General features: G+C 60.7%; 14 protein-coding genes and 1 pseudogene. 6 read left to right on the top strand and 9 right to left on the bottom strand.

The genetic code is table 11. The features are described from left to right. Positions 1–6 precede the first annotated feature (6 nt). The 3 genes and pseudogenes from ACUTSC_RS11130 to ACUTSC_RS11120 form a co-directional block, all read right to left on the bottom strand. Positions 7–2139 (bottom strand): S9 family peptidase, encoded by a 2133-nt coding sequence (locus ACUTSC_RS11130; protein ID WP_445653331.1) that lies wholly within the window; start codon positions 2137–2139, stop codon positions 7–9. A gap of 54 nt (positions 2140–2193) precedes the next feature. Further along, positions 2194–2991: a TonB family protein gene (locus ACUTSC_RS11125; protein WP_197773409.1), complete on the bottom strand. Its 798-nt coding sequence runs from the start codon at positions 2989–2991 to the stop codon at positions 2194–2196. Between the two features lie 102 nt (positions 2992–3093). After that, positions 3094–3933 (bottom strand): annotated as a pseudogene (locus ACUTSC_RS11120) (ChaN family lipoprotein). A gap of 177 nt (positions 3934–4110) precedes the next feature. Between ACUTSC_RS11120 and mmuP the strand changes: the two are divergent. Together mmuP and mmuM are read left to right on the top strand one after the other, a co-directional pair. Beyond that, positions 4111–5520: an S-methylmethionine permease gene (mmuP, locus tag ACUTSC_RS11115; protein WP_047730133.1), complete on the top strand. Its 1410-nt coding sequence runs from the start codon at positions 4111–4113 to the stop codon at positions 5518–5520. Beyond that, the gene (mmuM, locus tag ACUTSC_RS11110; RefSeq protein ID WP_445653330.1) at positions 5510–6448 is read left to right on the top strand and encodes a homocysteine S-methyltransferase; all 939 of its coding nucleotides are present in this window, start codon (positions 5510–5512) and stop codon (positions 6446–6448) included. The genes mmuP and mmuM overlap by 11 nt, the downstream gene beginning before the upstream one ends. Before the next feature lie 49 nt (positions 6449–6497). Here the strand turns inward: mmuM and maeB are convergent, their stop codons facing one another. The 5 genes from maeB to ACUTSC_RS11085 all read right to left on the bottom strand — a co-directional run bounded on the left by maeB (position 6498) and on the right by ACUTSC_RS11085 (position 10240). Beyond that, entirely contained in the window at positions 6498–8777 is a 2280-nt protein-coding gene (maeB, locus tag ACUTSC_RS11105; RefSeq protein WP_016926766.1) for an NADP-dependent oxaloacetate-decarboxylating malate dehydrogenase, read from the bottom strand. Between the two features lie 214 nt (positions 8778–8991). Continuing rightward, positions 8992–9165: an Rz1-like lysis system protein LysC gene (gene lysC / locus ACUTSC_RS11100; RefSeq protein ID WP_197768962.1), complete on the bottom strand. Its 174-nt coding sequence runs from the start codon at positions 9163–9165 to the stop codon at positions 8992–8994. Then, positions 9146–9526, bottom strand: a complete 381-nt coding sequence (locus ACUTSC_RS11095) for a DUF2570 family protein (RefSeq protein ID WP_197773410.1) — start codon at positions 9524–9526, stop codon at positions 9146–9148. Before ACUTSC_RS11095 ends, lysC begins: the two co-directional genes overlap by 20 nt. Next, positions 9523–9924 carry a M15 family metallopeptidase gene (locus tag ACUTSC_RS11090; protein WP_174158531.1) on the bottom strand — a complete coding sequence of 134 codons (402 nt, stop codon included), beginning with the start codon at positions 9922–9924 and terminating at the stop codon, positions 9523–9525. The genes ACUTSC_RS11095 and ACUTSC_RS11090 overlap by 4 nt, the downstream gene beginning before the upstream one ends. Further along, positions 9914–10240: a phage holin, lambda family gene (locus ACUTSC_RS11085; protein WP_004936551.1), complete on the bottom strand. Its 327-nt coding sequence runs from the start codon at positions 10238–10240 to the stop codon at positions 9914–9916. The genes ACUTSC_RS11090 and ACUTSC_RS11085 overlap by 11 nt, the downstream gene beginning before the upstream one ends. Positions 10241–10533: 293 nt before the next feature. Between ACUTSC_RS11085 and ACUTSC_RS11080 the strand changes: the two genes are divergently transcribed. Then, positions 10534–12033 (top strand): glycosyl hydrolase family 18 protein, encoded by a 1500-nt coding sequence (locus tag ACUTSC_RS11080; protein WP_445653329.1) that lies wholly within the window; start codon positions 10534–10536, stop codon positions 12031–12033. A gap of 85 nt (positions 12034–12118) precedes the next feature. Here the strand turns inward: ACUTSC_RS11080 and ACUTSC_RS11075 are convergent, their stop codons facing one another. Continuing rightward, positions 12119–13060 carry a LysR family transcriptional regulator gene (locus ACUTSC_RS11075; RefSeq protein WP_063988884.1) on the bottom strand — a complete coding sequence of 314 codons (942 nt, stop codon included), beginning with the start codon at positions 13058–13060 and terminating at the stop codon, positions 12119–12121. Positions 13061–13464: 404 nt separating this feature from the next. On the opposite strand from ACUTSC_RS11075, the gene ACUTSC_RS11070 reads away from it, so the two are divergent. The 3 genes from ACUTSC_RS11070 to ACUTSC_RS11060 form a co-directional block, all read left to right on the top strand. Then, positions 13465–14058 (top strand): lytic polysaccharide monooxygenase, encoded by a 594-nt coding sequence (locus tag ACUTSC_RS11070; protein ID WP_004936574.1) that lies wholly within the window; start codon positions 13465–13467, stop codon positions 14056–14058. Positions 14059–14315: 257 nt separating this feature from the next. Continuing rightward, entirely contained in the window at positions 14316–15266 is a 951-nt protein-coding gene (gene tal / locus ACUTSC_RS11065; protein WP_197768965.1) for a transaldolase, read from the top strand. Between the two features lie 18 nt (positions 15267–15284). After that, positions 15285–15459: hypothetical protein (locus ACUTSC_RS11060; protein ID WP_440492577.1), on the top strand; the 175-nt coding region annotated here is incomplete at its 3' end.

Here is a 15459-nt window from a genome sequence, read left to right as displayed (position 1 = left end):
TAAAGGTTATTTCTGCGCCTGCCGATCCGCCGCCAGAATAAAGGCGTACTCCAGCGCGCCGTTTTCCAGCCGCGCCAGGCGGCCCGATTTGCCGCCGTGGCCGGCGGTCATGTCGGTGGAGAGCAGCAGCAGCGAATCGCCCTGCTTGAAGCGCCGCAGCTTCGCCACCCATTTGGCCGGTTCCCAATACTGCACCTGCGAGTCGTACAAGCCGCTGGTAACCAGCAGGTTCGGGTAACGCTGCTTGCGCACGTTGTCGTATGGGCTGTAGGACTTCATCAGCGCATAGGCGGCCGGCTGGTGCGGGTTGCCCCACTCCTCGTATTCGCCGGTGGTGAGTGGAATGCTGTCGTCCAGCATGGTGGTCACCACGTCGACGAACGGCACCTGCGCCACTACCGCGTTGTACAGCTGCGGCGCCTGATTGATCACCGCCCCCATCAGCAAGCCGCCGGCGCTGCCGCCCATGGCGTAGATGCGCCCCGGTTGGCCGTAGCCGTCTTTGATCAGCGCCTGGGTGGCGTCGATGAAGTCGTTGAAGCTGTTCGGTTTGTGCGTCAGCTTGCCCTGTTTGTACCAGCTCTGCCCCAGTTCGCCGCCGCCGCGCACGTGGATCAGCGCATAGACGAAGCCGCGATCCAGCAGGCTGATGCGGTTGGCGCTGAACGCCGGATCCATGCTCATGCCGTAAGCGCCGTAGCCGTACACCAGCAGCGGGTTATGCCCGTTTTTGAACAGCGATGTGCGGTACACCAGCGAGACCGGCACTTTCACGCCGTCGCGCGCCGTGACCCAGATGCGCTTGCTGTGATACAGGCTGGGATCGACACCTTTCACTTCCTGCTGCTTCAGCAGGGTGCGCTCGCCCTTGTTCAGATCCCACTCATAGGTGCGGGTCGGCGTGGTCATCGCCGAATAGCCGTAGCGCAAGCGATCGCTGTCCGGCTCCGGGTTATAGCCCAGCCAGGCCATGTAGCTGGCGTCGTCGAACGGGATGGCGCGCTCGGTTTTGCCGTCCCAGCTGATTTGCCGCAGCTGCACCAGCCCGTTGGCACGCTCCTGCACCACCAGCCAGTCGCGGAACAGGCTGAAGTTCTCCACCTCGTGCTGCGCCTGCGGTGCGATCAGCGTCTGCCAGGGTTTGCCCGCCGCCGCCGTGCGGTACAGGCCGAAGTTCGGATCCTGATGGTTGGAACGCAGGTAGAACTCGCCCCGGTAGTGATCGAGATAATACTCGCGGCCGTTCTGCCGGGCGGCGAACAGCTGCGTCTCGCGCTGCGGCTGGTTGGCGTCGATCAGGCGCACTTCGGAGGTGGTATTGCCGCTGATGGTCAGAATCAGGTAATCACGCGAGGACGAGCGGCCGAGGCTGAGGTAGAACGCCGGGTCGTTTTCCTGGTACACCAGCTTATCTTCCGCCGTCGGCGTACCGTACTGATGGCGATAGACCTGGTATGGCAACAGCGTTTGCGGGTGGTTGCGCACGTAGAACAGGGTTTGGTTGTCGTTGGCCCACACCATGTTGCCGGAGGTGTTTTCCAGCGTTTCCGGCGACCAGCGTTCGCTGCCTATCTCGCGCAGGGAGATGCGGTATTGGCGGCGGCCCTGCAGATCTTCGGCCACCGCCAGGCGGCGGTTGTCCTGGCTGACATCCATCGCCCCCAGGCGATAGTAGGCGTGGCCGGCCGCGCGCTGATTGGCGTCCAGCAAGGTTTGCCACGGCGCGTTGGCGGTGAGCGCCTGGCGCTGATACAGCGCGAAATCTTTACCGGCGGCGTAGCTTTCCTGATAGCGATAGCCATTGAGCTGATACGGCACTGAACGATCGTCAGGGTTCATGCGGCCCACCATCTCCTGATACAGCGTGGCGCGCAGCTTCTGGTACGGTGCCATCATCTGCTCGGTGTAGCGGTTCTCCGCCTTCAGGTAATCCAACACCTTCTGCTCTTTTCGGCTGTCGTCGCGCAGCCAGTAGTAATCGTCGGTGCGCGTCTCGCCGTGCGCCGTCAGCGCTTTCGGCGCGCGCTCCGCCAACGGCGGCTGCGGTTGAGGTTGCGCCAGCGCGGCGCCGGCGATGCCTAAAGAAAGCCAGAGCGCGGCCGCGATGCGACGGCGCGGGGTGAATAACAGCGGATTCATAATCCCTCACGAAGTTTGAAGAGGCGCACGACGGCGATGCGGCGCCTGCGGGCATTAACGGCGGGCATTCAGCTCCGCCAGATTGAAATCGATCGGCATCGTCACCTTGACGGCCCCCTGCTGCAGCATCTCCGGCGGCGGCGGCGGCAACGGCTGGGCGCGTGACACCACCGCCACCGCTTCCCGATCCAGCGACGCGGTGCCGGAACGCACCTGCAGCATGACGTTCGAGACCCGCCCCTGCGCGTCGACGCTGAAGCTGACCTGCGGCATGCCGCTGCGCCGGCGGCTGCGGGCATCCAAAGGGTAATCCTTGATGCGGTTCAGTTTGCCTTTCACCAGACTCTCCCACGACAGTTTGGCCTGCGCGTTGCTGTTGGCGTCGCTGTTGATCGGTGCGGCGGTCTGGTGGGAAAGCGTCTGCGCCTGCGGCGCGGCGGCGCTGGACGCGGCGGCATTGCGCGTCTCTTTGGCCTGTTCCTGCGGCTTCGGCTGCGATTTTTGCGGGGGGCGGTGTTCGGCGCGCTTCTTCTGCGCCGTCACGATTTTTGCTTTATCGGCGCGCGCCAGCTTGGGCAGATCCGGCTGTTGCTGCTGCTCCGCCGGCTGCGCCGCGGCGGACTCCGCCTGCTGTACGCCCAGCGGCAGCGGCTTGCTTTCCGGCGCTTCAATCTGCGCCGCCCAGCTCATCATCACCGCCGGCGGTGGCAGTACCACCGGCTCCAGCGCCGTCTGCGGCCAGTAAAACAGCAGCACCAACGCTGCATGTGCCGCCAGAGCGAACAGCAGGCCGCGCGCCCAGCGCGGCTGCGGCAGTTCAAAGGCCGGGAGGGAGTAAGACTGACTTAACATAGGGGCATTAGCTTGCTTAATTGCGAATGATTGCAGATCACATTTACTAATGATAATCATTTGCAACTATAATTAACACCCCTTTTCACTGTCTTAACGTATTCATTTCACTGATGGTGTGATCCACAGGTAGTCTGCGGTGTTCACATCAACCTGTACGCCCGGCTCCGCCAGCATCAGCACCGTCGGGGCCGCCGCCGGTTGCAGATCCCGCACGTGCAGCGGCACCCCCACCGATTTGGCGGCGTGATAGCCGCCGGCGATCAGCAGCGCGGGCGTCGGCGCCGCCAGCAGGCGCTCAGCCATGCGCCGGTCGCGCTGCTGCTGGATCGCCAACATCGCCTGTAGCTGGTCGGCCCCAATCTGGCCGCCGTGCGAAGTGCGGATGGTCTCTTCCAGCGCCTTGCGCACCGCCGGCTGCGCCGATAGCTGCCCCGCCGGGAACTGCGGCTGCTGATAGAACGCCGTAATCTCGCTGCGATCCAGGTTGGCCGACCACAGCGGGTAAGGCGCGCGCATCGCCGCCATCGTCACCCCGCCATACAGCGCCCACTTCCAGCCCGGCTGCCAGGCGATCAGCTCCGCTACGCGGCCGTCACGCACCGTGGGATCGCTCTGCAACCACTGCTTGACCTTGTCGACCTGCGCCTGTTGGTTCGGGTTGATCATCTCCATCAGCACGCTGCCCTGCGGCCGCCGCAGCGGCAGCTGCTGCACCAGCCATTGCTCAATCTGATGGTGGTAAGGATTGTCATGCTTCTCCCCCAGGATCACCCGCGGCTACTGTGCCAGTCGCGTCAACAGCTGCTCCGGCGTCAGGGTCGCGCCGCTGTGCAGATCGGTGATGCTCCCCAAACTCGCGACGTCGTTGGCCGGCGCCTTCACCGGCGCCTGGCTGCAGGCGCCGAGCGCCAACGCCGCCAATAAAATCAGGTATCTCATCATGTTGCCCCATTATCGAAAATGGCGACATTATAGATAATAATTATCATTTGCATATAGATCCGGCTTAACGATTTTTTTACGCGCCGATCGCCGGCTGCGCATTGCGTTGAAAAAGCATTGCGGGTATAACCAATAGCCATTCAGATATTTAGACGTCTATATGGATAGATTATTATGCAACCATCGGCACCCGCCGCAGGACAGTTCAAACGCAGCATGAAGGCCCGGCACCTGGTGATGCTGTCGCTGGGCGGCGTGATCGGCACCGGACTGTTTTTCAACACCGGCTACATCATCTCCACCACCGGGGCGCTCGGCACGCTGCTGGCCTACCTGATCGGTGCGCTGGTGGTGTATCTGGTGATGCTGTGCCTGGGCGAGCTGTCGGTGGCGATGCCGGAAACCGGCGCTTTTCACGTCTATGCTTCGCGCTATCTGGGGCCGGCCACCGGCTATGCCGTCGCCTGGCTGTATTGGCTCACCTGGACGGTGGCGCTCGGCTCCAGCCTGACCGCCGCCGGATTCTGCATGCAGTACTGGTTCCCGCAGTCGCCGGTGTGGCTGTGGTGCCTGATCTTCTGCGCGGCCATTTTCCTGCTCAACGTGGTGACCACCCGCTTTTTCGCCGAAAGCGAATTCTGGTTTTCGCTGATCAAAGTAGTGACCATTCTGGCGTTTATCATTCTGGGCGGCGCCGCCATGTTCGGCCTGCTGCCGATGAAAGACGGCACCCCAGCGCCGTTCCTGCATAACCTGACCGCTTCCGGCTGGCTGCCGCACGGCACGCTACCGATCCTGATGACCATGGTGGCGGTGAACTTCGCCTTCTCCGGCACGGAGCTGATCGGCATCGCCGCCGGTGAAACCGAGAACCCGGAAAAAGTCGTGCCGCTGGCGATCCGCACTACGGTGATCCGCCTGATGCTGTTCTTTATCGGCACGGTCTTCGTGCTGGCGGCGCTGATCCCGATGGATCAGGCGGGGATCGTCAAAAGCCCGTTCGTGCTGGTGTTTGAACGCATCGGCGTGCCTTACGCCGCCGATATCTTCAACTTCGTGATCCTGACCGCCATCCTGTCGGCGGCCAACTCCGGCCTGTACGCCTCGGGGCGCATGCTGTGGTCGCTGGCCCACCAGCGCACCCTGCCGGCCTACTTTGCGCGCGTCAATGCGCGCGGCATTCCGATCAACGCCCTGACCTTCAGCATGCTCGGCGGCGTGCTGGCGCTGTTGACCAGCGTGATCGCGCCGGACACGGTGTTCGTCGCCCTGTCGGCGATCTCCGGTTTTGCGGTGGTGGCGGTGTGGCTGAGCATCTGCGCGGCCCACTTTGCTTTCCGCCGCGCCTACCTGCGCAGCGGCCAGCCGATAAGCGGCCTGAAATACCGCGCGCCCGGCTACCCGCTGACGCCAATCCTCGGCTTTGCGCTGTGCCTGCTGGCCTGCATCGGGCTGGCGTTCGATCCGGAGCAGCGCATTGCGCTCTACTGCGGGCTGCCGTTCGTCGCCCTGTGTTACCTCACCTATTTCCTGACCCGGCGCGCCGGGCAAAAAACCGCTTTGGGAGAACAACATGTCGGTTAACAACCCCGTCGCCCGCCTGCTGGCCGAACACCCCACGCTGATCCTGGACGGCGCGCTGGCCACCGAGCTGGAAGCGCGCTGCTGCGATCTGACCGATCCGCTGTGGTCAGCCAAGGTGCTGATTGAAAATCCTGAGCTTATCTATCAGGTGCATCTCGATTATTTCAACGCCGGCGCCCACTGCGCCATCACCGCCAGCTATCAGGCCACGCCGCAGGGCTTCTTGCGCCGCGGCCTGGATCAGGAGCAATCGCTGGCGTTGATCGCCAAAAGCGTGCAGCTGGCGCAGCGGGCGCGCCGCGATTATCTGGCCGCGCACCCGCAGGCCGCGCCGCTGCTGATCGCCGGTTCGGTGGGCCCGTACGGCGCCTATCTGGCCGACGGCTCGGAATACCGCGGCGACTACCGGCTGGCGCAGGACGACATGATTGCCTTCCACCGCCCGCGCATCGCCGCGCTGGCCGCCGCCGGCGTCGATCTGCTGGCCTGCGAAACGCTGCCGTCGTTCGCCGAACTGCAGGCGCTGCTGACGCTGCTGCAGGAATTCCCGACGCTCGGCGCCTGGTTCGCCTTCACCCTGCGCGACAGCCAACACCTCAGCGACGGCACGCCGCTGACGGAGGTCCTGTCCGCGCTGCGCGGCAACCCGCAGGTGTTGGCCATCGGCATCAACTGCATCGCGCTGGACAAGGTCGCCCCGGCGCTGCGCCAGCTGGGCGCGCTGGCCGATAAACCGCTGCTGGTCTACCCGAACTCCGGCGAGCACTACGATGCGGTGAGCAAAACCTGGCACGCCTGCGGCGGCGAGCACGGCAGCCTGGCCGATCAGGCGACGGAGTGGCGCACGCTCGGCGCACAATTGATCGGCGGCTGTTGCCGTACCACCCCGCAGGATATCCGCGCCATCGCCGCACGCTGCAAGGCATAAAAAAGCCCCCAGCACCAGCGGCGCAGGGGGCCAGTCACTCAACCCGGGCTTACAGCGGTTCGGTCTGGGCTTCCACCACCGCCAGCGCCACCATGTTGACGATGCGGCGCACCGAGGCGATCGGCGTCAGGATGTGCACCGGCTTGGCGACTCCCATCAGCACCGGCCCGACGGTCACCCCTTCCGAGCAGGAGACGCGCAGCAGGTTGTAGCTGATGCGCGCCGCTTCCATGTTCGGCATGATCAGCAGGTTGGCCGAGCCTTTCAGCGGGCTGTCCGGCATCAGATCGTGGCGGATGCTCTCCACCAGCGCGGCGTCGCCGTGCATTTCGCCGTCGATCTCCAGCTCCGGCGCCAGCTCGTTCACCAGCTCCAGCGTTTTGCGCATCTTGCGCGCCGCCGGGCAGTCGGAAGACCCGAAGCTGGAGTGAGACAGCAGCGCCACCTTCGGCTCGATGCCGAAGCGGCGCACGGTTTCCGCCGCCATCAGGGTGATCTCCGCCAGCTGTTCCGGGGTCGGATCGTCGTTGACGTAGGTGTCGGCGATAAAGGTGTTGCCGCTCGGCAGCAGCAGCGCGTTCATCGCGCCGGCGACGTGCGCGCCTTCACGGAAGCCGAACACGTTCTTCACCACGTCGTAATGCTCGTGGTAGCTGCCGATGGTGCCGCAGATCATCGCATCCGCTTCGCCGCGGTGCAGCATGATGGCGGCGATCAGCGTCGGGTTGCCGATCACCGCGCGGCGCGCCTGTTCCTGCGAGACGCCGCGACGTTTCATGATCTGGTAGTACTCGCCCCAGTATTCGTTAAAGCGCGGATCCGACTCGTTGTTTACCACTTCGAAATCTTTGCCCGGCGTCAGCTGCAGACCCAGTTTTTTCAGGCGCATCTCGATCACGCTCGGGCGGCCGACCAGGATCGGGAAGGCCAGCCCCTGCGACACCAGCTCCTGCGTGGCGTGCAGCACGCGCTCTTCCTCGCCTTCCGCCAGCACCACCCGCTTCACCTCTTTGCGCGCCTGCGAGAAGATCGGTTTCATGAACAGGTTGGTTTTGTAGACGAACTCCGCCAGCTTCTCCACATAGGCGTCGAAGTCTTCGATCGGGCGCGTCGCCACGCCGGAATCCATCGCCGCCTTGGCCACCGCCGGCGCGATCTTGACGATCAAACGCGGATCGAACGGTTTCGGAATGATGTATTCCGGCCCGAAGGAGAGATCCTGATCGTCATAGGCGGAAGCCACCACGTCGCTCTGCTCCGCCAGCGCCAGATCGGCGATGGCATGCACGCAGGCCAGCTTCATCTCTTCGTTGATGGTGGTGGCACCCACGTCCAGCGCGCCGCGGAAAATGAACGGGAAGCACAGGACGTTGTTCACCTGATTCGGGTAGTCGGAACGGCCGGTACAGATGATGGCGTCCGGGCGCACCGCTTTGGCCAGCGGCGGCAGAATTTCCGGTTCCGGGTTAGCCAGCGCCATGATCAGCGGATCGCGCGCCATGGTTTTCACCATATCCTGCGTCAGGACGCCCGGGCCGGAGCAGCCGAGGAAGATGTCGGCGTTCGGGATGGCGTCGCCCAGCGTGCGCTGGCCGTTATCCTCGATGGCGTAGGCGGCTTTGGTCTGCTCCATGTTGGCGTCGCGGCCTTTATAGATGACGCCCTTGGAGTCGCAAACGGTGATGTTCTGTTGACGCAGCCCCAGCGCCACCAGCAGGTTCAGACAGGCGATGGACGCCGCGCCGGCGCCGGACACCACCAGGCGCACGTCGGAGATATTCTTCTTCACTACGCGCAGGCCGTTGAGCACCGCCGCAGTGGTGATGATCGCCGTACCATGCTGGTCGTCGTGGAACACCGGGATCTTCATGCGCTCGCGCAGTTTCTGTTCGATGTAGAAACACTCCGGCGCCTTGATGTCTTCCAGGTTGATGCCGCCGAAGGTCGGTTCCAGCGCGGCGATAATGTCGATTAATTTGTCAGGGTTATGCTCATCCACTTCGATATCAAACACATCGATACCGGAAAACTTCTTGAACAAAACGCCCTTGCCTTCCATCACCGGCTTACCGGCCAACGCGCCGATATTGCCCAGACCCAGTACCGCCGTGCCGTTGGAGATCACCGCCACCAGGTTGCCGCGCGCGGTGTACTTGTAGGCCGCCAGCGGATCTTCGGCGATCTCGAGGCAAGGCGCGGCGACGCCCGGCGAATAGGCCAGCGCCAGATCGCGCTGGGTCGCCAACGGTTTGGTAGGGGAAACCTGGATCTTCCCTGGGACAGGAAACTGATGGAAATCAAGGGCACTCTGTTTGAGCTGTTCGTCCATTATGGATTCCTTTGTTTTTTGCTTTTATGTTGAGGTAAGGCTTTGAGGCTGCGCCCTGCCGTGGGCCGTGGCGCCCAAGTACAATGACAGGGCACAGCCTTGAAGTATAGTGAGAGAAACATCACAAACTTTGAAGCACGCCATAACCTTGGCCGAAAGGCCGTTTTAAAAGTAAAAAAAGAAGGTCTGCGGGACGAGCAGAGAAACGTCGCCGTCAGTGCGACGGCAGCGTGGCGCGCCAGGCGTTGAGCGTCTCCACCTGGCTGGCGCAAATGTGTAACGAGGTTTGTAACGCCAGGGTATAGCTTACCGCATCGCCCCAGGTCTCCCCTTGCAGCTGCGGTTGCTCACAAGGCGCAAACACCGACTCAGGGGGCAGCAGCGGCACGGCCTGCGGCGCCGGCGGCCGGGCGCAGGAGCTCAAACACAGCGCCAGGCAGAGGCTGAGCGGCGCAGGGATCGTTTTTAATCGCTTCACGGTATTTCCTCTGATAAGCCTCGTGTTGTTGGCGCAGCTGCCGTTCCTGCCGCTGCTGCGCCGCCATCAGCGCGCGGTTTTGCGCATCCTGGGTCTGCAGGGTGGCGATCAGCCCGGCCTGCTGCGCCAGGCTTTTCTGTAGTTCTGCCGCCTGTTGCCGCGCGAACGCCAACTGGTGCGACAGCAGCGAGCTGTAGCCGCCGAGGCAGATGGCCGCCAGCAACAGCAGCAGCAACCCGCCCTGCATCAGTTTTTGCAGCCAGCCGCTCATGCCGGGTAATCCCGGAACGCCAACTGGAAATGCGGGCCATCCTTGAGGGTTTTCCACTCGCCGCCCCATTCGACGTTAACCCCGCATTCACGCGCCGCGCGCCGCACCGCCACCGCAATCTGCGCGTAGTAATCCCACTCCCAGGAGACCACGCCCGCCGGCATCGCCACCACGTCCACCGCATGACCGGTCAGGTGGCGACTGCGCAACGTTTGGCTACTGCCGGCGCGCAGCATTTCCCGCTGGCGCGCCATGCTGCGCAGCCCCTCGCTGACGGAGAACGGCACCAGCGAATAACGCAGCGCCAAACGAATAACGCGCACCAGATCCGGGTGCACGCCGCGCAGGTTCTCTTCGCTGCGGGCGGTAAAACGAATATCTTCGATGTCATTTAACATTTTTAAACCCCGTTTTTTTGCCAATGAATTTCTTAATTAAGGCGTTGATGTAATCCGCCCCCATAAAGCCAATCAGCACGCTGGCTAAATTCGCCCACTTTAATTCCAGGCCCATCAGCGCCAGCGCATCACGCACCGTCCAGGCCAATAACGCGCACATCGCCGCATTCAATAAACGCCGCCGAATGCCCACGTTGCGATAGGCGCCGTGCAATAACGCCATTACGCCGGCCAAAATGGCGTTTAATACCGGCTGAAGATATTCACATACTCGCTGGACTATTAAGCCAACAGCGTCAGGCTCTATGCTGGACATAGCTCATCTCCTTTTTTATTTTTAATTAAATGCCAATCACGGCCGGTGGGTCATCGGATAATCAGAATCTAGTTAAGGATGCTATGACAAAGCAAATGAATAAATACAGACCCTATGGTCGAATTCATTCATGCTGAGCGCTGGCACAACGCATAACCGCCAATTTGTACGGCAGTGAATAAAAATTCATTGTTATCGTGATTTATTTCGACTTTTGTTTTCATGGAAAATAAACATTAATGGCTGCGGGAAATAGTTCCCTATCATAAAAACATCCACTTTGGAGAAATGCCATGTCCACACGCAAAGCCGTTATTGGGTATTATTTTATTCCGACCAACCAAATCAATAATTACACCGAGTCCGATACGTCCGTCGTGCCGTTCCCGGTTTCCAACATCACGCCGGCCAAAGCCAAACAGCTGACGCACATCAACTTCTCGTTCCTGGATATCAACAGCAATCTGGAATGCGCCTGGGATCCGGCCACCAACGACGCCAAGGCGCGTGATGTGGTCAATCGCCTGACCGCGCTCAAAGCGCACAACCCCCGCCTGCGCATCATGTTCTCCATCGGCGGCTGGTACTACTCCAACGATCTGGGCGTGTCGCACGCCAACTACGTCAACGCGGTGAAGACCCCGGCATCGCGCACCAAGTTTGCCCAATCCTGCGTGCGCATCATGAAGGATTACGGCTTCGACGGCGTGGACATCGACTGGGAGTACCCGCAGGCCTCAGAAGTGGACGGTTTCATCGCCGCGCTGCAAGAGATCCGCACCCTGCTGAATCAGCAAACCGTCGCCGACGGCCGCCAGGCGCTGCCGTATCAGTTAACCATCGCCGGCGCCGGCGGCGCTTTCTTCCTGTCGCGTTATTACAGCAAACTGGCGCAGATCGTCGCGCCGCTCGATTACATCAACCTGATGACCTACGATCTGGCCGGCCCCTGGGAGAAGATCACCAACCACCAGGCGGCGCTGTTCGGCGATGCGACCGGGCCGACCTTCTACAACGCGCTGCGCGAAGCCAATCTGGGCTGGAGCTGGGAAGAGCTGACCCGCGCTTTCCCCAGCCCGTTCAGCCTGACGGTCGACGCCGCGGTGCAGCAGCACCTGATGATGGAAGGCGTGCCGAGCGCCAAGATCGTGATGGGCGTCCCCTTCTACGGCCGCGCCTTCAAAGGCGTCAGCGGCAGCAACGGCGGCCAGTACAGCAGCCACAGCACGCCGGGCGAAGATCCGTATCCGAGCACCGACTACTGGCTGGTGGGCTGCGAAGAGTGCGTGCGCGACAAGGATCCACGCATCGCCTCCTATCGCCAGCTGGAGCAGATGCTGCAGGGCAACTACGGCTATCAGCGGTTGTGGAACGACAAGACCAAAACCCCTTACCTGTACCATGCGCAGAACGGGCTGTTCGTCACCTATGACGATGCTGAAAGCTTCAAATACAAAGCGAAGTACATCAAGCAGCAGCAGCTGGGCGGCGTGATGTTCTGGCATCTGGGGCAAGACAACCGCAACGGCGATCTGCTGGCCGCGCTGGATCGCTATTTCAACGCCGCAGACTACGACGACAGCCAGCTGGATATGGGCACCGGCCTGCGCTACACCGGCGTCGGCCCCGGCAACCTGCCGATCATGACGGCACCGGCCTACGTGCCGGGCACCACTTACGCGCAGGGCGCGCTGGTGTCCTATCAGGGTTACGTCTGGCAGACCAAGTGGGGCTATATCACCTCGGCGCCCGGTTCCGACAGCGCCTGGTTGAAGGTGGGCCGCGTGGCCTAAGCCATAAAAAAACCCCGTAGCCGAACGCTGCGGGGTTTTCATTGAGTTAACCGTTTGATTTTCGCGTCCCTTCGTTTCTATCCCTTCAGTTGTGGCACCAAGGATAGCCGCCATCCCGCACCACTTCCCGGCCCATCAGGCTGTAAACATCGCTTTTGCGCGTCAGCCGCTCATGCCACCAGTTAAACCCGGCGCCCTTACTGGCCGGATGCCACGCCAGCCAAATCATTTCGTCGCCCTTCTGCATCTCCACCGGCACCGTCACCAGTTCGCCGCTGGCCAGCTCCTTTTCAATCAGCGACGGCGGCAGAAAAGCGTGGCCGATGCCGCGTTTGAGCAGCGCCAGGTTGCTTTCCACGTCGCACACCACCAGTTGGCGCTGCAGAGGCAGCGTACCGTGATTGCGTTTGGGCAGTTCATGGCTGCTGTCGGCGATCGCGACCACGATGTCGTTCAAGCGCTGCTTCTTGCACACCGGCTTTCTCTGCGCCGCGAACGGGTGCGAAGGCGACACGCACAACACAAAGTTGAGCTTGCCGAGCATCAGGGTTTTGGCCTGTACGCTGTCGGGAATTTGGCCGATGGCGATGATCAGATCCGCCCGGTTGTTCTTCAGCGCATCCCAGGTGCCGTTCAGCGCTTCCCGCTGCACCGAAATATTGGCATTCGGGCAATGCTGAATATAGTCGCGGATATCCTGCGTCAGGGTCTCCAGCGGGAAGAAGGTGTCCACCGCCAGGCGGATATTATTGTCCAGCTTGGGGATGTTTCTTACCCGACTTTCCAGATCCTGCACCGCATTTAATATCCAACTGCCCTCCTGCAGAAGAAACTCCCCTTCATCCGTCAGGGTAATCATGGGGCCATTGCGATGAAAAAGTTTCACGCAGAGTTTGCTTTCAATATTGGAAACCCGATAAGAGATCGCCGAAGGCGTTTTATGCAGCGCCTCCGCCGCCATAGAGAAAGAGCCGGTGCTCTTGATGGTGCTGATTATTTTAATCGCGTCCAGGGATAATCTAGTCATACAAATTCCTCTTTAAAATAAAATAAGAAAAATGACACTAAATCCCCAAGGTGGTGGCGCACAAAAATCGATCAAGTCGAACAAGGGTGCTCAAGGCAACAAGCAATATACTTCATAAATGAGAGCGCTATCTTAAATACTATTCATCACTACCTGATATAAATTTCATCATAGCGCCGTGCTTTTACATTGTGAAAGTTAAATAAATTCGGCCTAACGATCAAAGATCGTCATCATAATATTTTTCGTTAATAGCCGCTAAAACATTCCGCTCTGCTGCACAACCAGAATGATAAAAATAAAACAAGCCGACAGAAATGGTTATTTCCAATTACGTTATTAGCCTCTCATTTTGTCGGTGAAATACGCTCAACTTACAACATAATTTCAGTCAGGAGTGACTTATGAACAAAACTTCCCGTACCCTGCTTTCTCTGGGCCTGCTGAGCGCGGCCATGTTCGGCGTTTCGCAACAGGCGAATGCCCACGGTTATGTCGAATCGCCGGCCAGCCGCGCCTATCAGTGCAAACTGCAGCTCAATACCCAGTGCGGCAGCGTGCAGTATGAACCGCAGAGCGTCGAAGGCCTGAAAGGCTTCCCGCAGGCCGGTCCGGCTGACGGCCATATCGCCAGCGCCGACAAGTCCACCTTCTTCGAACTGGATCAGCAAACGCCGACGCGCTGGAACAAGCTCAACCTGAAAACCGGCCCGAATTCCTTTACCTGGAAGCTGACCGCGCGTCACAGCACCACCAGCTGGCGCTATTTCATCACCAAGCCGAACTGGGACGCTTCGCAACCGCTGACCCGCGCCTCCTTTGACCTGACGCCGTTCTGCCAGTTCAACGACGGCGGCGCCATCCCTGCTGCGCAGGTGACCCACCAGTGCAACATACCGGCAGATCGCAGCGGTTCGCACGTGATCCTTGCCGTGTGGGATATAGCCGACACCGCCAACGCCTTCTACCAGGCGATCGATGTCAACCTGAGCAAATAATCGGCCAAATGAGGCGATCTTTGAGGGTTCAGCCTGGCGCTGAACCCTTCTTTTTTTGGTTCTCTCGCTACCGCCCCTTCGCCTGCCACCGCCGCAAGCCGCGCCCCGCCTGGGTTTATTCGGCATTCATTGTTATTATCCATCGCAACAATCAGAAAAAGCGCATTTTCATTCCCAACCCGATGATGCAGTGTGTTCCCCCTACGATGAAAAAGGTTCTCATTTCCCTACGTTGAGCTTGGTCAAGGAGCTTATCAATGAATCAATTAGACGCACTCAAGCAGCTGACCACGGTAGTCGCCGACAGCGGCGATATCGAATCCATCCGCCAGTTCGAACCCCAGGACGCCACCACCAACCCTTCGCTGATCCTGAAAGCCGCCGCGCTGCCGCAGTATAAAGCGCTGATCGCCGAAGCGCTGGAGTATGCCCGCCGCCAGGGCGGCAGCAAGGAAACCCAGCTGATCAACGCCAGCGATAAGCTGGCGGTCAATATCGGCGTCGAGATCCTCAAAAGCGTGCCGGGCCGCATCTCCACCGAAGTGGACGCCCGCCTGTCGTTCGATCGCGGCATGTGCGTCGCCAAAGCGCGCAAGCTGATCGCCATGTATCAGGAACAGGGCATCGACAAATCGCGCATCCTGATCAAACTGGCTTCCACCTGGGAAGGCATCAAAGCGGCCGAAGAGCTGGAAAAAGAAGGCATCAACACCAACCTGACGCTGCTGTTCTCCTTCGCCCAGGCCCGCGCCTGCGCCGAAGCCGGCGTGTATCTGATCTCGCCGTTCGTCGGCCGCATCTATGACTGGTACCAGGCCAAACAGCCTGCCGCCGACTACGATGCCGATCAGGATCCGGGCGTGAAGTCGGTGCGTGCCATCTATGAATACTACAAGCGTCATCGTTACCAGACGGTGATCATGGGCGCCAGCTTCCGTAAGGTTGAGCAGATTTTGGCGCTGGCCGGCTGCGATCGCCTGACCATCGCGCCGAACCTGCTTGAACAGCTGAAAAACAGCGACCAGCCGGTCGAGCGCAAGCTGACCCCGTCTACCGAGGGCTTCCATCAACCTGCCCCGCTGGCCGAAGCGGAATTCCGCTGGCTGCACAATCAGGACGCCATGGCGGTGGAAAAACTCGCCGAAGGCATTCGCCTGTTCGCCGTCGACCAGCAGAAGCTGGAAGACATGTTGGTCGCTCAACTGTAACCGTACTGGAGTTTCGTTATGTCTTCTCGTAAAGAGCTTGCCAACGCCATCCGCGCACTCAGCATGGACGCCGTACAAAAAGCAAATTCCGGCCACCCGGGAGCCCCTATGGGCATGGCGGACATCGCCGAAGTCCTGTGGCGTGACTACCTCAACCACAACCCGACTAACCCGCACTGGGCTGACCGCGACC

This window comes from Serratia sp. TSA_105.2 (assembly GCF_052692115.1).
Note: the sequence above shows the minus strand (reverse complement) of the source record. Positions and strands in the feature narration are given on the sequence as shown.